15 protein-coding genes and 2 pseudogenes are annotated in these 19,997 nt (G+C 71.5%); 8 read left to right on the forward strand and 9 right to left on the reverse strand.

Annotated features, from left to right (window positions below; translation table 11 throughout):
* Window positions 1–35 precede the first annotated feature (35 nt).
* Genes BOQ63_RS05890 through BOQ63_RS05900 form a run of 3 tightly spaced genes read right to left on the reverse strand, consistent with a single transcriptional unit; the run spans window position 36 to window position 4,605 of the window.
* Window positions 36–3,485, reverse strand: coding sequence for a WD40 repeat domain-containing protein (locus BOQ63_RS05890; protein WP_072653604.1), 3,450 nt, complete (start codon window positions 3,483–3,485; stop codon window positions 36–38).
* Window positions 3,482–4,210, reverse strand: a complete 729-nt coding sequence (locus BOQ63_RS05895; RefSeq protein WP_072653605.1) for a hypothetical protein — start codon at window positions 4,208–4,210, stop codon at window positions 3,482–3,484. Before BOQ63_RS05895 ends, BOQ63_RS05890 begins: the two co-directional genes overlap by 4 nt.
* The gene (locus BOQ63_RS05900) at window positions 4,207–4,605 is read right to left on the reverse strand and encodes a hypothetical protein (protein WP_072653606.1); all 399 of its coding nucleotides are present in this window, start codon (window positions 4,603–4,605) and stop codon (window positions 4,207–4,209) included. Before BOQ63_RS05900 ends, BOQ63_RS05895 begins: the two co-directional genes overlap by 4 nt.
* A gap of 299 nt (window positions 4,606–4,904) precedes the next feature.
* On the opposite strand from BOQ63_RS05900, the gene BOQ63_RS05905 reads away from it, so the two are divergent.
* A complete protein-coding gene (locus BOQ63_RS05905) occupies window positions 4,905–6,044 on the forward strand; it encodes an IS701 family transposase (protein WP_191093688.1) in 1,140 nt (379 codons plus the stop codon).
* 252 nt (window positions 6,045–6,296) lie between these two features.
* On the forward strand, window positions 6,297–7,127 hold the full coding sequence (locus BOQ63_RS05910; RefSeq protein WP_150476318.1) for an SCO4651 family lipoprotein: 831 nt from the start codon (window positions 6,297–6,299) through the stop codon (window positions 7,125–7,127).
* Window positions 7,128–7,455: 328 nt separating this feature from the next.
* Here BOQ63_RS05910 and BOQ63_RS05915 read toward each other — a convergent pair.
* From BOQ63_RS05915 to BOQ63_RS05940, 6 genes and pseudogenes are all read right to left on the reverse strand, one after another.
* A pseudogene (locus tag BOQ63_RS05915) lies at window positions 7,456–7,626 on the reverse strand (response regulator transcription factor); the annotation flags it as partial.
* 16 nt (window positions 7,627–7,642) lie between these two features.
* A pseudogene (locus tag BOQ63_RS05920) lies at window positions 7,643–8,128 on the reverse strand (IS5 family transposase); the annotation flags it as partial.
* 339 nt (window positions 8,129–8,467) lie between these two features.
* Entirely contained in the window at window positions 8,468–10,897 is a 2,430-nt protein-coding gene (locus tag BOQ63_RS05925; RefSeq protein WP_072653611.1) for a DUF8189 domain-containing protein, read from the reverse strand.
* 105 nt (window positions 10,898–11,002) lie between these two features.
* Window positions 11,003–12,043 (reverse strand): ABC transporter permease, encoded by a 1,041-nt coding sequence (locus tag BOQ63_RS05930; protein ID WP_030555889.1) that lies wholly within the window; start codon window positions 12,041–12,043, stop codon window positions 11,003–11,005.
* Window positions 12,040–13,635: a sugar ABC transporter ATP-binding protein gene (locus tag BOQ63_RS05935; RefSeq protein ID WP_030555892.1), complete on the reverse strand. Its 1,596-nt coding sequence runs from the start codon at window positions 13,633–13,635 to the stop codon at window positions 12,040–12,042. The genes BOQ63_RS05930 and BOQ63_RS05935 overlap by 4 nt, the downstream gene beginning before the upstream one ends.
* A 5-nt stretch (window positions 13,636–13,640) precedes the next feature.
* Complete coding sequence (locus tag BOQ63_RS05940) at window positions 13,641–14,690, reverse strand: substrate-binding domain-containing protein (RefSeq protein WP_094743029.1); 1,050 nt, start codon at window positions 14,688–14,690, stop codon at window positions 13,641–13,643.
* A gap of 188 nt (window positions 14,691–14,878) precedes the next feature.
* Here BOQ63_RS05940 and BOQ63_RS05945 point away from each other — a divergent pair, with 188 nt between their 5' ends.
* The 6 genes from BOQ63_RS05945 to BOQ63_RS05970 all read left to right on the forward strand — a co-directional run bounded on the left by BOQ63_RS05945 (window position 14,879) and on the right by BOQ63_RS05970 (window position 19,997).
* Window positions 14,879–15,646, forward strand: coding sequence for an SDR family NAD(P)-dependent oxidoreductase (locus BOQ63_RS05945; protein ID WP_072653612.1), 768 nt, complete (start codon window positions 14,879–14,881; stop codon window positions 15,644–15,646).
* 61 nt (window positions 15,647–15,707) lie between these two features.
* Complete coding sequence (locus BOQ63_RS05950) at window positions 15,708–16,424, forward strand: FadR/GntR family transcriptional regulator (protein ID WP_072653613.1); 717 nt, start codon at window positions 15,708–15,710, stop codon at window positions 16,422–16,424.
* Window positions 16,421–17,566, forward strand: coding sequence for a galactonate dehydratase (gene dgoD, locus BOQ63_RS05955; RefSeq protein WP_030555900.1), 1,146 nt, complete (start codon window positions 16,421–16,423; stop codon window positions 17,564–17,566). The genes BOQ63_RS05950 and dgoD overlap by 4 nt, the downstream gene beginning before the upstream one ends.
* Window positions 17,560–18,393: a hypothetical protein gene (locus tag BOQ63_RS05960; protein WP_030555902.1), complete on the forward strand. Its 834-nt coding sequence runs from the start codon at window positions 17,560–17,562 to the stop codon at window positions 18,391–18,393. The genes dgoD and BOQ63_RS05960 overlap by 7 nt, the downstream gene beginning before the upstream one ends.
* 18 nt (window positions 18,394–18,411) lie before the next feature.
* The gene (locus BOQ63_RS05965) at window positions 18,412–19,035 is read left to right on the forward strand and encodes a bifunctional 4-hydroxy-2-oxoglutarate aldolase/2-dehydro-3-deoxy-phosphogluconate aldolase (RefSeq protein WP_072653614.1); all 624 of its coding nucleotides are present in this window, start codon (window positions 18,412–18,414) and stop codon (window positions 19,033–19,035) included.
* Window positions 19,032–19,997, forward strand: a complete 966-nt coding sequence (locus tag BOQ63_RS05970; RefSeq protein WP_030555906.1) for a sugar kinase — start codon at window positions 19,032–19,034, stop codon at window positions 19,995–19,997. Before BOQ63_RS05965 ends, BOQ63_RS05970 begins: the two co-directional genes overlap by 4 nt.

Consider the following 19,997-nt stretch of genomic DNA (forward strand, 5'->3'; position numbering starts at 1 on the left):
AGGACGACTCTTGTGAGCACCGCCGGTCGGCGCGCTCAGCCCTTGTTCCGGCACAGGTCGGTGTGAGCGACATCGGGGACGTACTGGTTCCACTCCGCAGTTGTCGCCGTGTCGCCGATGGTCCGGCACAGCCGTGCGATGACCGCCTCGGGATCGCTGGTCCACAGGCGGGGCTCGCCATCGTCCGTGACGGTGACGATCAGTCGGCCGACGCCCGGTCCGCGGGGTGGGCCGACCGCGGCGGAGGCGTCGAGGTCGGGGAAGTCGATCTCCCTCGGTTGGTCGTAGCGTCCGAGCGGTGTGGGATTGCCCGGGTCGCTCACGTCCCACATGCGGACGGTTCCGGCGTTGTCGATACCGACGAGGAAAGCGCCGTCCGCGCTGTAGTTCAGGGTCATCACGCCGGCTCCGCTGCCGGGCAGCGAGGCGATTCGCGTCGCCCGGCCGTTCGGTGCGATGCGCCAGAACGCCACGCTCCCGTCCGTCCCGCCCACGGCCAGCACCGAGCCCTTCGGAGCGAACCGAGTGGCTGTCACGATGCCGATCTGGTCGGCGGTCCCGGTGAGCAGCTTCGGGTCGGCCGGGTCGCGAACGTCCCAGACTCCCGGCTTTGCGGGGCCCGGCCTGCTCGAGTCCTGGATGTCGGGGAAGCTGCCGACCGCCAGCAGGGTCCCGTCGGCGCTGAGGGTCGGGTGTCCGCCGGGGACGTCGTCTCCGCGAAGGGTGGCGAGGAGGACGGGCCGCGAGCTGTCGGAGGCGTTGATCAGCCAGACGACGGCTTGCTCGTCGTCCCGAGCCACCAGCGTCCGCCCGTCCGGACCGAACGCGACTTCCACGGCCTTGGGGGAGGCACCCGCACCGGACAGGTCGACCGAACCCTGCTCCACCGGATGCTTCGGATCGGTCACGTCCAGCAGAGTGACCGCCTTCTTCTTGCCGATCGCGAGGGTGTGGCCGGCCAGGGCCACGCGGTAGTCGTCCTTGTCGCTGTCGTGCTCCCACACGACGCGCGGGTGCGCCCGGTCGGCGACGTCCCAGAGACGCACGTTGCCGGTGCCCGCCGTGGCCATGGTCGAGCCCTCGGGGGACAGTGCCACGGATTCCGCGGCCGGCACGTTGGGCATGAGGGTGAGCGCGGCCGGGAGACGCAGATTCGCCGTGCTCCACAGTTTCACCTTGTCATCCAGGGAGCGCGCGTTGCCGTGGGAGCTCGTGTCCAGGGTGACGAGCGTGCTGCCGTCGGGACTGAAGGCCACCTCGGTGCCTCCGCTGCCGTCAGTCGGCGTCGGGAGCGCGACCGGGGACCCGGGGTAGGTGAGATCCCAGAGCCGGATCGGATTGGCGTCCTTGAGGCTGCCCCCGGCCAGGAATCGCCCGTTCGGCGAGAACGCGACGGCGGTCATCCGCCCCGCGTCGTCGATGGTGGCGATCGTCGCCGGGTGGACCGGATCGCGCGTCCCCCACAGGTGCACCTTCTGGTCGGTGCCGGTCGTGGCCAGCAGGTGACCTGACGGTGCGAAGGCGACGGCGCGCATTTGTCCGGTGCCCGGGATCGTGGTGGCGTGGGTGGGGGCGGTCGGGTGCGTGACGTCCCAGAGGCTGGTCGAGCCGTCGGCGTTCGACCCGGCCAGTTGCTGTCCGTCCGGGCTGACGGCCAGTCCGGTCACCGTGTCGGTCCCGCCGTCGAAGGTTGCCAGTGGGGTGGCGGATCCGTTCAGTGCTGGGTCCCACAGCCGGACGGTGTGGTCGTCCCCGCCGGCAGCTAGCAGGCGGCCGTCGGGACTGAAGACGGTGGCCTCGATCGGCTTGGCCGCGCCGGGCAGCGTGCGGGTGCGCGCGGGGTGGCCCGGGTCGGCGATGTTCCACACCTCCAGACCGCCGACGCTGGTTCCCACGGCGAGGGCGGTGCCGTCCGGGCGGAACGTCATGGCCGTCACGCCCACGGTCGGCAGCGTCGCCGTGAACCGATGCTCGGAGCGGCTCCACAGGCGGGCCTGGCCGTCGGCGACGACGGCGATCACAGTGTTGCTGACGGCCACATGCAGGATGCCGGGCACAGCGATCGTCCCGGGCACGCGGAATCCGGCGGTCAAGGCGTCGAAGGCCTCGGGGGTCGGGGCGGTGCGGAACGCCGCGATGCGTTCCTGTTTGGCGATGTTCGGCTGAAGCTGGTCGAGCAGGAACGCCTGCGCGGCCAGGCCCCGCGACATGGCCTGGGCGCGTTCGCGGACGGTGTTGCGGTGCTCGTTGAAGGCCGCGCCCGCACCGGTGGCACTGACGGCGACCAGGGCCAGGGCGACCGCGAGGCGTCCGGTGCGGTACCTGCGCGCGTACCGGTCGGCCTGACGCAGCGTCCGGGCGAACCTGACGTCGCCGGGCTCTGGCGCCTTGGCGACGTCGAGCCGGTTCGCCTCGGGCACCACCAGGCGCAGGCCGTCGCGGCGCGCGGCCAGCAGTTTGGCGTCCAGATCACCGATCCTGACTAGGTATTCGCTGCCGTCGAGGGCGCCGGTGACCGCCGTCCGGGGCCGCAGCCCGCGGGCGAATCCGCGCAGCCCGGCCAGGCCGGGCCGTCCGGTCGGCGAGTGGCGCAGCAGTTCGCGCAGGCCCAACGCGAAGGCCAGGCCGAGTGAGGGGCCTTCGAGTCGGGTCGGGGCGGCCTGGCCGTCGGACAGCACGATGCGCCACAGCACGCAGCGCCGCTCGCGCCGCTCCCCCGCCAGCCGCCAGGCGTGGCCGAGCGCGGTGGCGAAGTCGCCATTGGGGCTGCGTACGCCGGTCATCGTCCGCGGATCGGGGTACAACCCGGGTGGGCCGGCGGGGAATTCGCGGAGTTCCAGGACGCCGGTCACGCCCTCCGGTCCGGCGGACGGCCCGTCCGCCCCGGCCGAGCGGGCGAAGACCACGGCCACCCGGACGGCCCGTCGGCCGCGCGGTTCGACTCCTGTCAGCAGCAGGGCGGCGATCGTGAGCACGCTCTCGGCGGCTGGGCTCGGCAGGCCCGGCCCGGCGGTGGCCCGCAGCTGCCGGAGCCGGTCCAGTGCGGCGCTCAGTGTGCCGGCCAGCCGTGGCGTGAGAGCGCTGAGCCCGCTGCCGGAGGGGTGCGACGGTCCGGGGGCGGCGTCGGCGCAGAGCAGGCCGCTGCGGTCCCAGCCTGCGGTCAGTCCCAGCAGCTCCGTGTCGTGCTCCGCCATCCGGTCCACGGGCGCGGCCAGGATCCGGGCCAGCAGCAGCGGGTGGTCGACCGAGCCGACGGACGCGGCACCCGGGTCCGGGGCCGTCGTGTTCAGCCAGTCGCGCAGCTCCGCGGAGCGCGGGCCGTACAGCCACCCCGGGTCCCAGCGCACCGCCTCGCTGCAGCAGCTCCACCACAGCGGCGGATCGCCCAGCAGCACCTGCCGGACTGCGGCCTGCGGGCTGGCCGCACCGTTCAGCAGGCTCTCCAGCGCGGGCCGGGCCCGCGGCGGCTTTCCTCCTGCAGTCACCCGAGCTCCCGGTCGATGACGGCGCGCAGGCTGTCGTCCGCGAGCAGCTCCCGGACCTGCCGCCAGGCCTCGCGGGTCGCCTCGTTGACGGCGGCCCGGACGGACGCGGCGACCTGCTCGGCGTCAAGGGAGCTCTCCGGGCCGACCGGGTGGGCGTCCGAGGCTGTCAAGGTCGACCCGGCGTCGAAGCCCGGAAGCCGGACGTAGGCAGCGGGCGGCCCGAACCGCCCCCGCACCACCGGGACGAGCAGCAGGTGCCCGATGCCGTCCGGGTCGGTGTAGCCGACCGCGGTCATCAGCGGCCGGTCGGCGCCAGCAGTGTCCACGATCAGCTCCAACCGGTGGTCGGGGTCGGCGACGCCGGGCCCACGGACCAGGAACCTGGCGCTGCCGTCCGGGGACGAGGCCTCGATCAGCACCGAGTCACCGCTGGCGGCGGCCAGGCCGCCAGCCTGTGGGAGCTGGGGCAGCGCGAACCATCCCGGAGCCAGCGCGACGGCCCGCGGCCGGTCCGGCGGCGCGGGCCGCGGCTGGGGGAGGACGACAGGAGCCGGGGCCGCCGTACGGCCGCGCGCGGGCCGCAGCTCCACCCCCGTGAACGAGGCCCATACCCGCTGGCCCAGGGAGTGGCCGTTCCGGCCATGTCCCGGAGGCGGCGGGGAGTACGGCAGCGTGCGGCCGGTGAAGGACCGCCAGGACCGCGCGAGCACCGAGCCGGTAGTCATTCCGCCTCCCCGCTCCGCGGCCTGGCGGCTTCGGTGTCGTTCGGCGGTGGTGTGTCCGCCTCGCCGCTGTCCGGCCCCCGCAGCGCCTCGGTGGGTGTGGCCGCCCGCCCGACCTGGGCAAGCAGCGCCGGAGCCGAGGCCCCGACGGCGTACACGCCGGTGATCTGGACGTGCAACAGCCACCCGGCCGCGCCGCCCAGTAGCACGCGCAGGAGCGCCGCGATCGAGTCCGCGAGCGGATCGACGAATACGACCAGCCGGGGAAGCGGCGCCGCCGTGGCCCGCGCCGCATGCCGTGCCTGCTGCCAGGTTTTCAGACGCCCGTAGGTCACGACCGCCTCGGCGATCAGCCCGCCGCCGGCGCCACAGGCCGCAGCCTCCCACCACCCCAACATCGACCAACCCCCATCACCGGCCTGCCCCGAGGGCCCGGGATCTCCTCGGGCTGACGCCGGATCGGTCGGCCAATCACATTGCGGAAAAAAGCAGTTGACGCCCAGCCTAGGCCGCGACACAGTCGGCCGCAGGACTGTTCGCTGGCCGTTGCAGACTCGAAATCGTTCGGGTCAGTTCTGTGCGCCGGCGCGGCCGGGGCGGTGGCCGGGGCGGGCGCCGGGTCAGCTTTGGGAGGACCATCGCCTAGTACTGCAACCGCACTTGATCACGGTTGACTTGGCGGGTGATTGATCTTGGGGTGGGGCAGGTCGAGGAGTGGAAGGCGGCACTGGCGGGGTTGCATGCCCGCTTCGCGGCGCGTTTCACCAGGTCGGAGCCGCGGGGGCGGGCACTGGAGTACATGGCCGGGCTGATCGCCCCGCTGGAGCGCAAGAACGGCTGGTCACTGGCGGAACGAGCCGGCGAGGACTGCCCGGACGGGATGCAGCGGCTGCTGAACTCGGCCGACTGGGACGCCGATACCGTCCGCGATGACGTACGGGACTTCGTCGTCGAGACCATCGGCGACAGCAACGCGGTGCTGATCGGCGACGACACCGGCTTCCTGAAGAAGGGCATCCGCTCGGCCGGCGTCCAGCGGCAGTACACCGGCACCGCCGGCCGTACCGAGAACTGCCAGATCGGCACCTTCCTGGCCTACGCCTCCACCAAGGGGCGGGCGTTGATCGACCGCGAGCTGTATCTGCCCGCCTCCTGGACCGATGACCGGGCGCGCTGCCGGGCCGCCGGAATCGAGGACGACGTGCCGTTCGCCACGAAGATCGAGCACTTCCGGGCCATGCTCCAGCGCGCCCTCGACGCGAAGGTCCCTTTCGCCTGGGTGACCGCCGACGAGGCATACGGCCAGGTCAAGACCCTGCGATTCTGGTTGGAGGAACGCAGGGTCGCCCACGTGCCGGCCACCAAGGTCAACGACACCGTCATCACCACGGGCGGCGCGGACGCCCGCGTGGACCAGCTCATCGCCGCCCTGCCCCGTCAGGCCTGGAAGCGGCTGGGCGCCGGGCCCGGCGCCCACGGCCAGCGGATCTACGACTGGGCCCGCGTGCCAATCCGCATCTACCGGGAGAACGGCTTCGGCCACTGGGTCCTGGCCCGACGCAGCGTCAGCGACCCGACGGAGATCGCCCACTACGTCTGCTACGGCCCCGCCGACACCCGACTGACGGACCTCGCCCGGATCGCCGGGGCGAGGTGGCAAGTGGAAGAGTGCTTCCAGACCGCGAAGAACGAGTGCGGCCTGGATCACTACCAAGTCCGTCGCTACCAGGCCTGGTACCGGCACATCACCCTGTCCATGGCCGCCCTCGCCTGCCTGACCGCCATCCGCGCACACGAGCTGGCAAAGGGGGCTCCAGACCCGACCGCAGCGGCCTGATACCCCTGTCCGTCCCGGAGATCCGCCGCCTCATCGGCCTGCTTCTCCATCCTCTCCACCTCACCGCGGCCCACCATCTGCGCTGGTCGTACTGGCGACGCCGCAGCCAGGCCCGCGCCCGCCACAGCCACTACAAACGTCGGGGTCACACCCCATAACTGCGGTTGCAGTACTAATTCATTTGGCAGCCTGACCTGCGCAAACAATAATGAACATCGCCAATTTCGAAACAACTGAGAAGGAACCAGAGCTGTGCGAGTGACGGGGAGGGGCATCGCGGCGGCGGCCGCAGGAGCGGCGCTCACGATGGTTTTGGCGGGCTGCGGCGGGGAGTCCCACAGCAGCGCGACTGGGGCGAGCCCGGCCGGGGACAAGGCCGCGAACAAGCGGACCGACGCTCCGACCGTGCTGATGGCCGCGGCCAAGAAGACTGCGGAACAGGCCTCGTACCGGACGATCCAGACGGGGGAGGGCGGCTCCGAAAAGTCCGAGATGCTCTTCCAGCAGCAGCCGTACGCCTCGTCCATCACGTCGTCGGGGAAGAAGAGCGCGGACAACCCCACCGGCGTCAACCAGGTGATCGTCACGGGCGACGCGGCCTACATAAAGTCGGACCAGATCCCGGGCAAGAGCTGGTACCGCATGGACAAGCCGGCGAGCAGCGGCCCCTCCAATGCGCGGGCGGCGGGGTCCATCAACGAGGTCGCGGGCGCGCTCGCCGCCACCGGGTCCACCTCGTGGGTCGGCGAGGAGCAGGTGGGCGGGCGAGCGGCCGACCACTACCGCGGCACGGTGGTCTTCGAGGAGCTGGCCCGCTACACCGGGCCCGCCATCAAGGACGAAGTGCGCGACTACTACGTCCAGTTGGCCAAGCGGCGGGGCGAAACCTCAGCGGTCCTCGACATGTGGGTCGGCAAGGACGATCTCGTCCTAAAGTCGCAGCAGGTCACCACCGGCAGCAAGGGCCAGGCCCAGGTCTTCGAGGAGTACTCCGACTTCGGCACCGTCCCGGCCATCACGGCACCCCCGGCCGAAACCGTCGGCACCTGGGACGAGTTCATCGCCGGCACGGCGAAGCGTTAGGTCCTCTCTCTTCCCCCGACTCGGCCCACTGCAACGCGCAAACAGGCAGCTCAACGGTGCCGAAAGCACATAAAGAGACACTGCGACTAAGCAGGGACAACCTGCCAGTACGCCCTTTCGGGGTCGGGGTCGACGAACGCCTCGAGGCCGGAGTACCAGGTGATCCAATCAGCGACTTCCGGCAGGAAGTGCCTCGGTCGGGCGGTGTACTTATGGGGGTCTCTCAGTTTTGTCCGTTGTCCGGCCCGCAGCACTTCACCCAGGTGGGTGTGCTGGCGCGTCTGGAACGCGGCGAACTCGCGGTCTCGATCGTTCTTCTCGTCCTGCCCTACCGTCTACGCGGCACGAGTCCGGCTTCGAAGGCGGTGATCGCCAGGTGGACGCGGTCCCGAGCTTCGAGCTTGGCGAACAGCCGCGCGACATGCGTCTTCGCCGTCGCCGTGCTGATCACCAGCCGCTCGGCTATCTCAGCGTTCGACAGGCCCTGTCCGACCAGTGCGGACTTGTCCGGGCGATCACGTGCGAAGCCAGATGACGAGGGCTGCCGCGGTGACGGTGCCGAGGTAGACGTAGCCGCGCTTGTCGTAACGGGTCGCGACCGCACGGGAGTTCTTCAGCTTGTCGATGGCCCTCTCGACGGTGTTGCGTTTCTTGTACCGGTCCTCGTCGAAGCCTGGTGGCCGACCGCCGCGTGATCCCTTGCGCAGGCGGGCGGCCTGGCTGTCGGTCTTCTCCGGGATCGTGTGCCGGATGCCGCGTCTGCGCAGAAAGTCGCGGCATGGGCCGTTGCTGTAGGCCTTGTCGGCGGCCAGGCTGTCGGGTTTCTTGCGGGGCCTGCCCCGACCGATCCGCGGGACTCGGATCTTCTCCAGCACGGCTATGAACTGGGTGCAGTCCGCCCTCTGCCCTGGTGTGACGACCAGGGACAGCGGGCGGCAGCAGCCGTCCGCGCTCAGGTGGACCTTGCTGGTGAACCCGCCCCGCGAGCGGCCCAGGCCCTCACCTCCAGCACCACCTCCACCAGGCGGGCGACAAGGCTCTGCCACGGCGTCTCGTCGTGGTGTTCCCCTGGCCCATCCCCCTTTGAGGAAAGGGCTGGTGGCGGATCGGTGAGAGCACTCGATCGAGGGGCGGCCCCATGAAGTCCGTGCCTGATGGCTATCAGCCCACTCAACGCAGCCTCTGAGCAGGCAAACGTCAAAGTCCTGCGGGGATACTAGCCGGCGGTGCCGGTCGGGCCACCAACCAGATCGTGTCGCCCTGATCCACCGGTGGCCCGTCGAGCTCCGAGGAGCGCGACGGGCCACCGAGCCGACCATGCCAGGAGGTGACGGTCCTGCCTAGAGGTGGCCGGCCGCTGCGGGGCTACCGGTCAGTGCCAGGGTGCTGTCCAGCTGTTGCCAGGTTCCGGACGGTCCGGTGCCGATCCGGTACCACTGCCACAGGGTGTTGTCGGTGGCACGGGCGTAGACGTTGACCCGGGCACCCACCTGCGTCGCGGTCGGCGCACCGGCCACGGCGCGGCCGAGGTCGTACCAGGAGGACGACCAGCCGGCTGCGGCGGTCCAGCTGAGCTGGCCGACACTGTTGGTGGGCGCCAGGGCGGCGAACACCTCGATCTGGCCGGGGCCGCCGCTGACCGCTGTCGGCGACGAGGAGAGCGTGCCGCCGTGGCTGGTCCAGCCCGTCCACTCACCGTTGACGTAGCTCTTCTGCCACAGCGCGTTGTCGGTGCCGCGGGCGAAGACGTCGATCCGGTTGAGCGAGGCCACCGCGGCGGGGGCGCCGACGATGGTGGTCGAGTCGGGTGCGTCCAGGTACGCCCAACTGCTCGTCCAGTTGACGCCGTAGTAGTAGGCCGGGAGGTCGTTCGCGCCGGGCGTCTGCTGGAAGGTCTTCTGGTACACCTTGCCGTCCGTGCCGCGGACGAACACGTCGATGCGGTCACGTCCGAGGCTCGCCGCGGTGGGGCTGGCCGTGATGGTGCCGCCGAGGCTGGTCCAGCTGCCCCAGGCTCCGTTCTTGTAGGTGTTCTGCCACAGTGCGTTGTCCGCGCCCCAGACGAAGACGTCGGTGCCGCCCGGGCTGGAGACGACGGCGGGCTCGCCCTTGATCGATCCGGGGCCGGTGCTGCCGGCGGTGCCCAGCGCCAGGGTCTGCCAGGCCGACCAGGTGCTGCCGTTCCAGGTCTTCTGGCTCACACCGGACGCGGTCGGCGCGAGGACCGTCTCCGGCTGCTGCTCGGTGGCGCCGGTGAGCTTGAGCATCACGGACTGGTGGGGGGCCAGGGTGAAGTTCTGGGCGCCGGTCGAGCTGACGGTGCCCAGGTTCGCGCCGGTGTAGAGGTTCTGCACCGAGGCGGTGCCGTTCAGGCCGAGGTTCTGCGTGGTGAACGAGTAGTTCTGCGGGGTGCTGCTGCGGTTCACCAGCAGGACGGCCCGGGTGCCGGAGGCCGCCAGCTGCTTGGACCAGACCTGGACGCTGCCGTTGTCCAGGACCTTCTGCCCCTGGTGGACGGCGCTGTCCTGGTCGACGGCGATCACGGACTCGTTGCCGACGATGGCCGCGGTCGCCGCGGTCAGGTTGGTGGTGTCGGTGGCCAGCACGAGCGGCGCGCCCTGGATGGCCCACATCCCGAAGTATGACTGCTGCTCGTCCGGGGTGAGACCCCAGAGGGCGCCGGAGGTGCCGTGGGTCTGCTGCTGCCCAGTGCTCGGGTTGTCGCCGAAGCCGGGCCCGATCAGCAGGTAGTCCGGATCGTTGTACTGGCCGGCGGCTTCGTTGCTGGGGTGGTCGTTCAGGTCGAAACTCTCGGAGACCTGATCCCAGTTGATCCAGGTCGCGCCGCCGTTGGACGTCGTCCCGTAGCCGGCGCTGCCCGTGATGTCGCGCCCGTTCCGCCAGGTGCGCGCCGCCGAGCCACCCCACGCCCACGGGCCGTCCGGAGCGCCCGCTCCCCACTCGCAGATCTCCAGCGCCAGCGGGTGTGCCACCCCGGTGGAGGTCTTCGCGTTGGCCGTCAGGCTGCCCCAGGCCTTGTAGTCCGCCATGACCGTGCTGTAGCCGGACGGGATGCCGCCGCAGTGGTCGACCTTCACCCAGTCGAAGCCCCAGTCCGCGAACGTGGTCACGTCCTTGGCCTCGTTGCCGCCGCTGCCGTGCTGGCCGCCGCAGCCGGTGGCGCCGGTGTCGGTGTACATGCCCGCCTGCATGCCGAGGGCGTGCACGTAGTCGGTGAGGTCCTTCATGGTGTTCAACGCGCGCGCGGGGACGGTGGTGCCGTTGGACAGCGTGACCGCCTTGGTCTGGGCGCCGGTCAGGAAGCCGGGCCTGGGGACCATGACGCCGTTGGCGTCGCGCCCGGTGCCGTTCTGGGTCCACCAGCCGCCGTCGAGGCTGACGTCGCGGTAGCCGAGGTCGGCGAGACTCTTGTGGCGGCCGGAGCCGTTGAGCCCGAGGTTCGCGTTCGGCGTCGCGAGTCCGGCCGCCTGGTCGGCGATGTTCTGGGCGGAGTAGTCGTTGTTGTAGAAGTACCAGGAGTTCCAGCCCATCGGCGGCGTCGTCGCGCCGTTCGCGCCGGGCGGGACCACCGCCTCGGCAGGGGTCGGAACGCCGACAGCCGTGACCGTCAGTGTTCCGGCGATGATCATCGTGGCACTCAGCGCCGTGGCGAGGCGCCGCCGGCGCGGGCGGGCGGACGGTACGGACGACCGCGCGGAACCGACCGCCGTCGGGTCCGGAAGGCCCGACGGTGCGGAGGGGAGGGACATCGAGAGCTCCTAGGTGGGGAGATCACGCGGGGTGGGGGAGGTGAGCGGTGGTGCTGTCGGCCCGCCCTTCGAACGAAGGGCGGGCCGCTTCGGGGGGCCTCGGGGCTAAGCGGGCAGGCCGACGGCGCGTTCGCGGGCGCGGCGCTGCTGGATCACGACGGCGGCGACCAGCAGGGCGCCCTGGGCGACGTTCTGCCAGAAGGCGTTGATGCCCTGCACGGTGAGGCCGTTCTGGAGGGCTCCCAGCAGGGCGACGGCCAGCAGGGTGCCGCCGACGCCGCCCTTGCCGCCCTTGAGGGCGCAGCCGCCGAGGGCGGCGGCGGTGATGGCCTGGAGTTCGAGGCCTTCGCTGCCGGAGACGGGCTGGCCGGAGCCGGTGCGGGCGGTGAGCAGGACGCCGGCGAGGGCGGCGACCATGCCGCTGAGTGCGTAGACGGCGATCAGGTACTTGTTGAGGTTGATGCCGGCCAGGCGGGCGGCGGTGTCGTTGCCGCCGAGGGCGTAGATGTTGCGGCCGATGTCGGTGTACCTGAGCAGGACGTGGACGGCGGCCGCGACGAGCAGCAGCAGCCAGACCATGACCGGAAGGCCGGCGATCTTGCCCCGACTCAGGAAGACGAACAGGCTGTCGTTGAGGACGTAGCCCTGCGCGGAGCCGTTGGAGATGAGCTGGGCGACGCCCTTGTAGGCGGCGAGGCCGGCGAGGGTGGCGATGGTCGGATTGACCCGGCCGTAGATGATGACGACACCGTTGAAGATGCCGATCCCGGCGCCGATGGCGACGGCGGCGCCGATCCCGAGGAGGGAGTTGGAGCCGGTCGAGGTGAAGACCATGGCACTGGTGACGGAGGCCAGGCCGGCCTGGGAGCCGACGGAGATGTCGAGGCCACCGCAGATGATCACGATGGTCTGGACGACCGCGAGCAGGCCGGAGATGGTGGCGGCCTCGGCGATGACCTGGATGTTGTTCCAGCTCAGGTAGTTGGGGTTGAGCCACCCGAACACGGCGAGCACCAGGGCCATGGCGCCGATCAGGCCCAGGTTCTGGCCGCCCGTTCGGGCCAGCCAGTTGCGGGCGTCGGTGGCCGGCGTCGGTCGGCCGCCGCTCTGATCGAGCTCTCGGTCGACGGAGAGGGCAGTCGTCATCGGGTGCCTCCGGGGGCCGGGTCGGTTTCGGCGCGAGGTGCCGTGGCGGTCTCGTGCGGAAGGTCGGGGGTGAGGTCGTCGGCCATGGCGAGGGCGAGGATGGCCTCTTCGGTGGCCTCGGTGTGGTCGAGCCGGCCGGTGATGCGGCCGTTCTGCATGACGAGGATGCGGTCGGCCAGGCCGAGGACCTCGGGGAGTTCGGAGGAGATCACCAGGATCGCGGTGCCCTCGCGGGCGAGGTCGGCGATGATCTGGTAGATCTCGGCCTTGGCGCCGATGTCCACGCCGCGGGTGGGTTCGTCGAGGATCAGCAGGGCGGGTTTGCGGGCGAGCCAGCGGGCCAGGACGACCTTCTGCTGGTTGCCGCCGGACAGGGTTCGGACCTCCGCCTCGATGGAGGGGGCACGCACCCGCAGCCGGTCCGCGTACTCCTGGGCGAGGGCCTTCTCCTGGTTCCGGTCGACGAACCGCCAACGGCGCAGCCTGCCGAGGCTGACGAGCGAGGTGTTGTCGCGGATGGTGCGCTGGAGGAACAGGGCCTGGGCCTTGCGCTCCTCCGGAGCGAGGCCGATTCCGGCGCGGATCGCGTCGGCCGGGCCGCGCAGGCGGATGCGGTCGCCATCGATCCGGACGGTTCCGGATCGTAGGGGGGTGTCGCCGGCCAGGGCGAGGGCGAGTTCGGAGCGGCCGGCGCCGATGAGGCCGGCCAGGGCGACGACCTCGCCGGCTCGGACCTGGAGGCTGATGTCGTGCACGTCGTCGGTGCTGAGGCCGTCGACCTCCAGCACCACGCGGTCACCGGCCACGTGCTGGCGCGCGAAGAGGCTGGACAGGTCACGGCCGACCATGAGGCGCACGAGTTCGCCCTCGCTGGTGGCCCTGGCGTCGACGGTGCCTGCGACGGTGCCGTCGCGCAGGACGGCGATCCGGTCGGCGAGCCGGAAGATCTCCTTCATGCGGTGGGAGACGTAGATGACGGCGATGCCCGCGTCGCGCAGCCGGCCGATGAGGGCGAACAGGGCGTCGACCTCGTGGTCGGAGAGCGAGGAGGTGGGCTCGTCGAAGGCGATGGCCCGTGGCGCGGTGTCGCCGGTCAGGGCCCGCATGATCTCGACCAGCTGCCTCTGCGCGGCCGTGAGTTCGGAGCCGAGCAGGTCGGGATCGAGGACCTTGTCGAAGCCGAGGCGTTCGAGGTCGGCGGTGATCCGGCGGCGCAGTTCGGCACGGTCGAGCCGTCGGCCCGGGCGTCGCGGCAGGGAGCCGGCGTAGACGTTCTCGGCGACGGAGACGTGCGGGATGATCTCCGGTTCCTGCGGGATGATCCGGATGCCGGCGCGCCGCGCGTCGGTCGGCGAGTCAAGGTCGATGACCTGACCGTCCAGCCTGATCCGGCCCGCAGTGGGCTGGTGGTCACCGGTGAGAATGCGCAGGAGGGTGGACTTTCCGGCGCCGTTCTCGCCCATGAGGGCGGTCACCTGGCCGGGGGGGAAGCGCAGGGTGACGTCTCGCAGAGCTTGGACGGGGCCGAACCGCTTGGTGATCGATTCGGCCGCCAGCCCGGGCCGGGCCGTTGCGGTGCTGGGGATGTTCATCCGGCTCAGCTGCACTTCACGCCGGCGGACTGCCAGGTGGAGGCGTCGACCATCGTGGTCGGGGCGAACGCCTCGGCGGGCATCGGCTTGCCGTTCTTGAGGTTGTCGTACATGGTCTGCACGGCGAGGGCGCCGATGTCGCTGCCGTTGATGAACAGCGAGGCCTTCATGCCCGACGGTGCGCCCGGGCCCCAGTCCTTGCAGGCGAGGTAGGCGCCCAGGCCGACGCCGATGATGTTGTCGGGGCCGACGCCCGCGTTCTGCAGGGCCGTCACGCCGCCCTGCACGTTCTCGTCGTTACAGCCCCAGACCACCCAGTGCTTAACGCCCGGGTTGGCGGTGATGGTCGCCGCGACCTTGTCCTGCGCACCGGTCGGGGTGTTGTCGGTGGCCACGTCGATGGTCTGCACGCTCGCGCCGGCGCCGATGTTGAAGGCTTCCTTGGCTGCCTTCACACGGTCGCCGCAGACGGTGACGTCCTGCTTCGAGGCGGAGATGACACGGGTGTCGGCGGCGTTCCAGCCCGCCTTCTTGAAGTCCTCGGCGGCCCGCTTGCCGACCTCGGTGCCCATCTGCTGGCCGGAGAAGCCGATCCGCGGGACCAGGTTGGCCTTGTCGCAGTTGGCCGGAGTGGGGCTGTTGGTGCAGACCTGGTCGTCGGAGGTGAGCAGAGCCACCTTGGCGTCCCGCGCGGTCTGCACCACCTGCGGACCCACCGCGGGGTCGGGAACCACGACGATCAGGCCGTTGGTCTTCTGCGCGATCGCGGACTGGACCTCGCTGACCGTCTTGTTCGCGTCGCTGCCCAGGTTGACGACCTTAAGGTCGACGCCGAGTTCGGCGGCCTTGGCCTTGGCACCGTTGGCCTCGTCGATGAAGTACTGCTGGTCGCCCTGCTTCTGCAGGTAGGTGAGGGAGACCTTCCCGGTGACCGGAGCGACCGAGGCCGGGCCGGCGCCGCTCGACGAGGTCTGACCGGTCGAACAGGCCGTCAGGCCGAGAACGACAGCCGCGCCCAGGACGGCGGCCGCACCACGGGTGCGCGTAGTGATCAACTGGAGCTCCTACCAGGGTGGGGGTGTTCAGGAAGCCGACTGGCGTTACGGGTGTGTGATCCGGGAGCTGCGGCGGCTTCCGCCCCGCGCTGCCTGCTTGCCTGTCGTCCTGGGCTCGAATCCTGGGACCGGCTGACCAGGACTGTCAAGATATTTGCATAATTAATCAGAAGCGCTACGGTGGCGCCGTGACTGAGCAGACCTGTCGAAGATTCCAGGGCCGTGTCGCCCTGGTCACCGGTGCCGCCAGCGGCATCGGCGCCGCCACCGCGCGGCGGCTGGCCGCCGAGGGCGCGGCCGTCATCGCCGTCGACATCGCCGATTCGGCCGGCCACGCCGTGGTCGAGGCCATCACCGCCGAGGGTGGCCAGGCCGAGTACCGGCACGGCGACGTGACCAGCGCCGCGGTGTGGGACGGGCTGGCCGCGCACGTGCGCAGCCGCTACGGACGGCTGGACGTGCTGCACAGCAACGCCTACGCGGTGGTGGTCAAGCCCGCCCACGAGCTGACCGAGGTCGAGTGGGACACCCAGCTCGCGGTCACCCTCAAGGCGTCCTGGCTGGCGGTCCGCGCGTTCGCCGGGACCCTGCGGGACAGCGAGGGCTCGGTGGTGCTCACCTCCTCGGTGCACGCACTGGTCGGGCTGCCGGGGCACCCCGCGTATGCCGCCGCCAAGGGCGCACTGTGCGCGATGGGCCGTCAACTCGCCGTCGAGTACGGCCCGCAGGTACGGGTCAACACCGTCGTGCCCGGGCCGATCATGACCGCGGCCTGGGACCGGGTGGACGAGGTCGGGCGGGCCGACAGCGTCGCCGAGACGGTGGCCAAGCGCTTCGGCCGGCCCGACGAGGTCGCAGCGGCCGTGGCCTTCCTCGCCTCCTCGGACGCCTCCTACGTCACCGGGGCGAACCTGGTGGTGGACGGCGGCTGGTCCGTCGTCAAGGCTTCGTCATGAACACGCACCCGATCGGCGCGCGGGCCACCGGCCCGCGCAGAACAACGGAAGGGGGACCGCCGTGAACAACCCGGTACGAGGCCTGCACAGGCAAGCCGTCGAGGTGATCGGCGAGCAGATCGTCCGTGGCACGTACGCCCCAGGCGACTCGCTCCACCCCGACCGGATCGAGCAGGAACTCGGGGTCAGCAAGACCGTCGTGCGCGAGGCGCTACGGGTCCTGGCGTCCAAGGGGCTGATCGACTCCCGCCAGAAGCGCGGCACCTTCGTGCGACCGCGCGCCGACTGGAACCTGCTGGACAGCGACCTGCTGCGCTGGCAGGGCCGGGGCATCCCCGACGAGACCTTCCTCGACAACCTCGGCGAGGTCCGCGGCATCGTCGAGCCGGCCGGGGCCCGGCTGGCCGCCGAACGCCGCGACGAGGCGGACCTCGCCGCGCTGGAGGACGCCCTCGACCAGATGGCGGCCGCAGGCAGTGACGCCCACGCCGCGGTCGAGGCCGACCTCGCGTTCCACCGGGCGCTGCTGGCCGCCGCCCACAACGAACTCCTCACCCGTATGGAGGTCGTGATCGAGGCCGGCCTGAGGGTGCGCGACCACATCGTGCACGGCGCCGACCACAGCGCCGACGCCGTCCCCGCCCACCGGGCCGTCCTGGACGCCGTCCGCGCCCAGGACGCCGAAGCGGCCGCCCGCGCCGTCGAGGAACTGCTCGCCCAGGCAGCCGCCGACCTCCACCAGCTGACCGTCGACGCCGACCGGGGAGACACCGGATGAAGATCACATCACTGGAGACGTTCCTCGTCGCTCCGCGCTGGCTGTTCCTGCGCATCGCCACGGACGAGGGGATCACCGGCTGGGGCGAACCCGTCGTGGAGGGCCGCGCCGAGACCGTCCAGGCCGCCGTCCACGAACTCGCCGACTACCTGGTCGGACAGGACCCGCTGCGCATCGAGCACCACTGGCAGACCCTCACCAAGGGCGGCTTCTACCGGGGCGGCCCGGTGCTCTCCAGCGCGGTCGCCGGCATCGACCAGGCCCTGTGGGACATCGCCGGTAAGACCTACGGCGTCCCCGTCCACCAGCTGCTCGGCGGCCACGTCCGCGACCGGGTGCGGGTGTACGCCTGGATCGGCGGTGACAGCCCGGCCCATGTCGCCGAACTCGCCCAGGCCCAGGTCGACGCCGGCTTCACCGCCGTCAAGATGAACGGCTCCGCGCAGCTGCGCCCCATCGACACCCCCGCGCAGACCCGGGCCGTCATCGACCGGGTGGCCGCCGTGCGCGAGGTCCTCGGCGAGGAGCGCGACGTGGCGATCGACTTCCACGGCCGGATGTCCACCGCCATGTCCCGGAGGGTGCTGCCCCTGCTGGAGCCCCTGCACCCGCTGTTCGTCGAGGAGCCCGTCCTCCCCGAACACTCCCGCGACCTGCGCCGGCTGGTGGACTCGACATCCGTTCCACTGGCCGTAGGCGAACGGCTGTACTCCCGCTCGGACTTCCGCGACGTGCTCGCCACCGGCATCGCCGTCGCCCAGCCCGACCCCTCGCACGCCGGCGGCATCTCCGAGGTCCGGCGCATCGCGGCCCTGGCCGAGGTCCACGACGTCACGATGGCCCCGCACTGCCCGCTCGGCCCGATCGCCCTCGCCGCCAGCCTCCAACTCGCTTTCTCCATACCGAACTTCCTCATCCAGGAACAGAGCCTCGGGATCCACTACAACCGCGGCAACGATCTGCTGGACTACCTGCTGGACCCCGAGCCGTTCCGCTTCACCGACGGCCACGCCGTCCGACCCACGGGCTCCGGCCTGGGTATCGAGATCGACGAGGCCGCCGTGCGCCGCGCTGCCGAGACCGGCCACCGCTGGCGCAACCCCGTCTGGCACCACACGGACGGGTCGTTCGCGGAATGGTGAGCGACCTGCCCATCGCCATCCGCACCGATCCGGCCCACGGCGGCCGATGGACCTCGCTGCGCGCCGGCGAACGCGAATGGCTCTGGCATCGCCGCGACACGGCACGCGCCACCGTCCGCCCCGGCGACACCTTCATCGACGCCGGCGGCCTGGAAGAGTGCATCCCGACCGTGCGCGGCACTCCCGACCATGGCGACGCCTGGTCCCGGCCCTGGCAGCGCCACGGCGACGCAGAATCCCTGCACTGCCCCGACTTCGTCCTGAGCCGACGCATCGACAGCGGACCGACGGGGCTGCGCATCGGCTACGAACTGCGCGCCGACCCGGGCTACCGGTTCCTGTGGGCAGCCCACGCCCTGCTCGACGTCACCCCCGAGGCCCGGCTGGCCGCACCCGACGCCACGCCGACCCGGCTCTTTCCCGAGGCGGCCGAGCTGCTGGCCCAGCCCTGGCCGGACGGCGCCCACCACGTCACCGGACCGTGGCCGGCCCCGTACGGCCTACGCCTGGACCGGCTCGGCCCCGACGACGGCACCGCGGTCGGTGCGATCCTCACCGACTGCGCCAGCGTGACGGTCACCGACGGCCCCGACACGCTCACCTTCTCCCTGCACGCCGACGCCGACATCCCGGTCTCCACCGCCCTCTGGCGTAACCTGCGCGGCTTCCCCGCGTCGGCCCCCTACCGCAGCATCGGGGTCGAGCCGATGCTCGGCTCCGTCTTCGACCTCGCCGAGGCCGGCCCGGGAGACGCCGCACAGGTGCCACCCAGCGGGGTACTGCGCTGGCACCTCGACATCACCGCGACCGGCACCCGAACCGACTGACCGACAGAGGCCCTCCCCATGCACCTGACCGAACTGCCGTACCGGACCCTGGCCATCGTGCGCGGCAGCAACCGCGACGCGGCACTGCGCACCGTGCTCGTGCTCGCCGAAGAGGGCATCACCGCCGCCGAGGTGTCGCTGACCACCCCCGACGCACTGTGGGTGATCGAGCAGGCCCGCCGCGAACTCGGCCCGCACGCCACACTCGGCGCCGGCACCGTGCTGACCGGCGAGGACGCCGCCCGCGCCGCCGACGCCGGCGCGAGCTTCCTCGTCACTCCCGGATTCAGTGAGGACCTGCGCCGCAGGACTTCGGAACTTCCTTGGCTGATCGGCGCACTGACACCCAGCGAGGTGATCTCCGCGAACGAGAACGGCGCTCTCGCCGTCAAGCTCTTCCCCGCCTCCTTGGGCGGCCCCGGCTACCTGAGGGCCTTGCGCGACCCCTTCCCCGGCGTGCCGTTCATCCCCGTCGGCGGGGTCGACGCCGCCCTGGCGCTCACCTACCTCGCAGCCGGCGCGGTCGCCGTGGGCGTCGGCTCACCACTGATCGGCGACGCCGCCAGCGGCGGCGACCTGAACGCCCTCCGGGCGCGCGCCGCCGGTTGGCGCACCGCCCTGACCGAGGAGATCGCGGCATGACCAGCTCACCACCGCTCGACGTCGTCACCGTCGGCGAGACCATGGCCGCCCTACGGGCCACCGGCCCGGTCAGGCTCGGCGCACCGATGCGGCTCTCCGTCGCGGGGGCGGAGGCCAACGTCGCCATCGGCCTGGCCAGGCTCGGACACCGCACCGGCTGGGTCGGCCGCGTCGGCGACGACGAGTTCGGCGCGCTCGTCCTGCGCACGCTGCGCGCGGAGCAGGTCGACGTCAGCCATGCCCGGGTCGACACCGAAGGCCGGCCCACGGGTCTGCTGGCCCGCGAGGACCGCATCGCCGATCTGGTCAGCGTCACCTACTACCGCTCGGGATCGGCCGGCTCGACCCTCCGGCCCTCGGACGTCCTGCCCGCCCTGAACCCCGGTGTTCGCATCCTGCACCTGACCGGGATCACCCCCGCGCTGAGCTCCGAGGCGGCAGAAGCCGTCCATGCGGCGGCGGCCAGGGCCGGCGAACTCGGCATCACCGTCTGCCTCGACGTCAACTACCGTGCGCGCCTGTGGTCGCCGGCCGAGGCCCGTGATGCCCTGCTGCCTCTGGCTCGGCTCGCCGACGTACTGGTCGCCTCCGCCGACGAACTGGACCTGGTCGGCGAGGATTCGTCCCTGCCCGAGGGCGAAGCGATCGACGCACTCCTCGCCCAGGGGTGTGGCGAGGTGGTCATCACGCGGGGCGGCGACGGCGCGAGCGCCACCACCGCCCAGGGCACCGTCAGCATGATCGCGCGCCGGGTGCCCGTCGTCGATGTCGTCGGCGCCGGCGACGCGTTCGTCGCGGGCTACCTCTCCGGTCTGCTCGACGGGCTCGACGTCGAAGGGCGCCTCCACCGGGCCACCACCACCGGCGCCTTCGCCGTCACCTCGCGCGGCGACTGGGAGGGCCTGCCCACCCGACGTGACCTCACGCTCCTCGACCAACCCGCCGGCACCACCTTGCGCTAG

Source organism: Streptomyces viridifaciens, from assembly GCF_001888885.2.
Taxonomy (GTDB): Bacteria; Actinomycetota; Actinomycetes; order Streptomycetales; family Streptomycetaceae; genus Kitasatospora; species Kitasatospora aureofaciens.

Excerpts from the sequence above, each read along its gene's own strand:
- BOQ63_RS05930 (WP_030555889.1), bottom strand. The coding sequence starts at position 12,043 with ATGACGACTGCCCTCTCCGTCGACCGAGAGCTCGATCAGAGCGGCGGC.
- BOQ63_RS05970 (WP_030555906.1), top strand. The coding sequence starts at position 19,032 with ATGACCAGCTCACCACCGCTCGACGTCGTCACCGTCGGCGAGACCATG.
- BOQ63_RS05895 (WP_072653605.1), bottom strand. The coding sequence starts at position 4,210 with ATGACTACCGGCTCGGTGCTCGCGCGGTCCTGGCGGTCCTTCACCGGC.
- BOQ63_RS05960 (WP_030555902.1), top strand. The coding sequence starts at position 17,560 with ATGGTGAGCGACCTGCCCATCGCCATCCGCACCGATCCGGCCCACGGC.
- BOQ63_RS05900 (WP_072653606.1), bottom strand. The coding sequence starts at position 4,605 with ATGTTGGGGTGGTGGGAGGCTGCGGCCTGTGGCGCCGGCGGCGGGCTG.
- BOQ63_RS05935 (WP_030555892.1), bottom strand. The coding sequence starts at position 13,635 with ATGAACATCCCCAGCACCGCAACGGCCCGGCCCGGGCTGGCGGCCGAA.
- BOQ63_RS05965 (WP_072653614.1), top strand. The coding sequence starts at position 18,412 with ATGCACCTGACCGAACTGCCGTACCGGACCCTGGCCATCGTGCGCGGC.
- dgoD (WP_030555900.1), top strand. The coding sequence starts at position 16,421 with ATGAAGATCACATCACTGGAGACGTTCCTCGTCGCTCCGCGCTGGCTG.
- BOQ63_RS05925 (WP_072653611.1), bottom strand. The coding sequence starts at position 10,897 with ATGTCCCTCCCCTCCGCACCGTCGGGCCTTCCGGACCCGACGGCGGTC.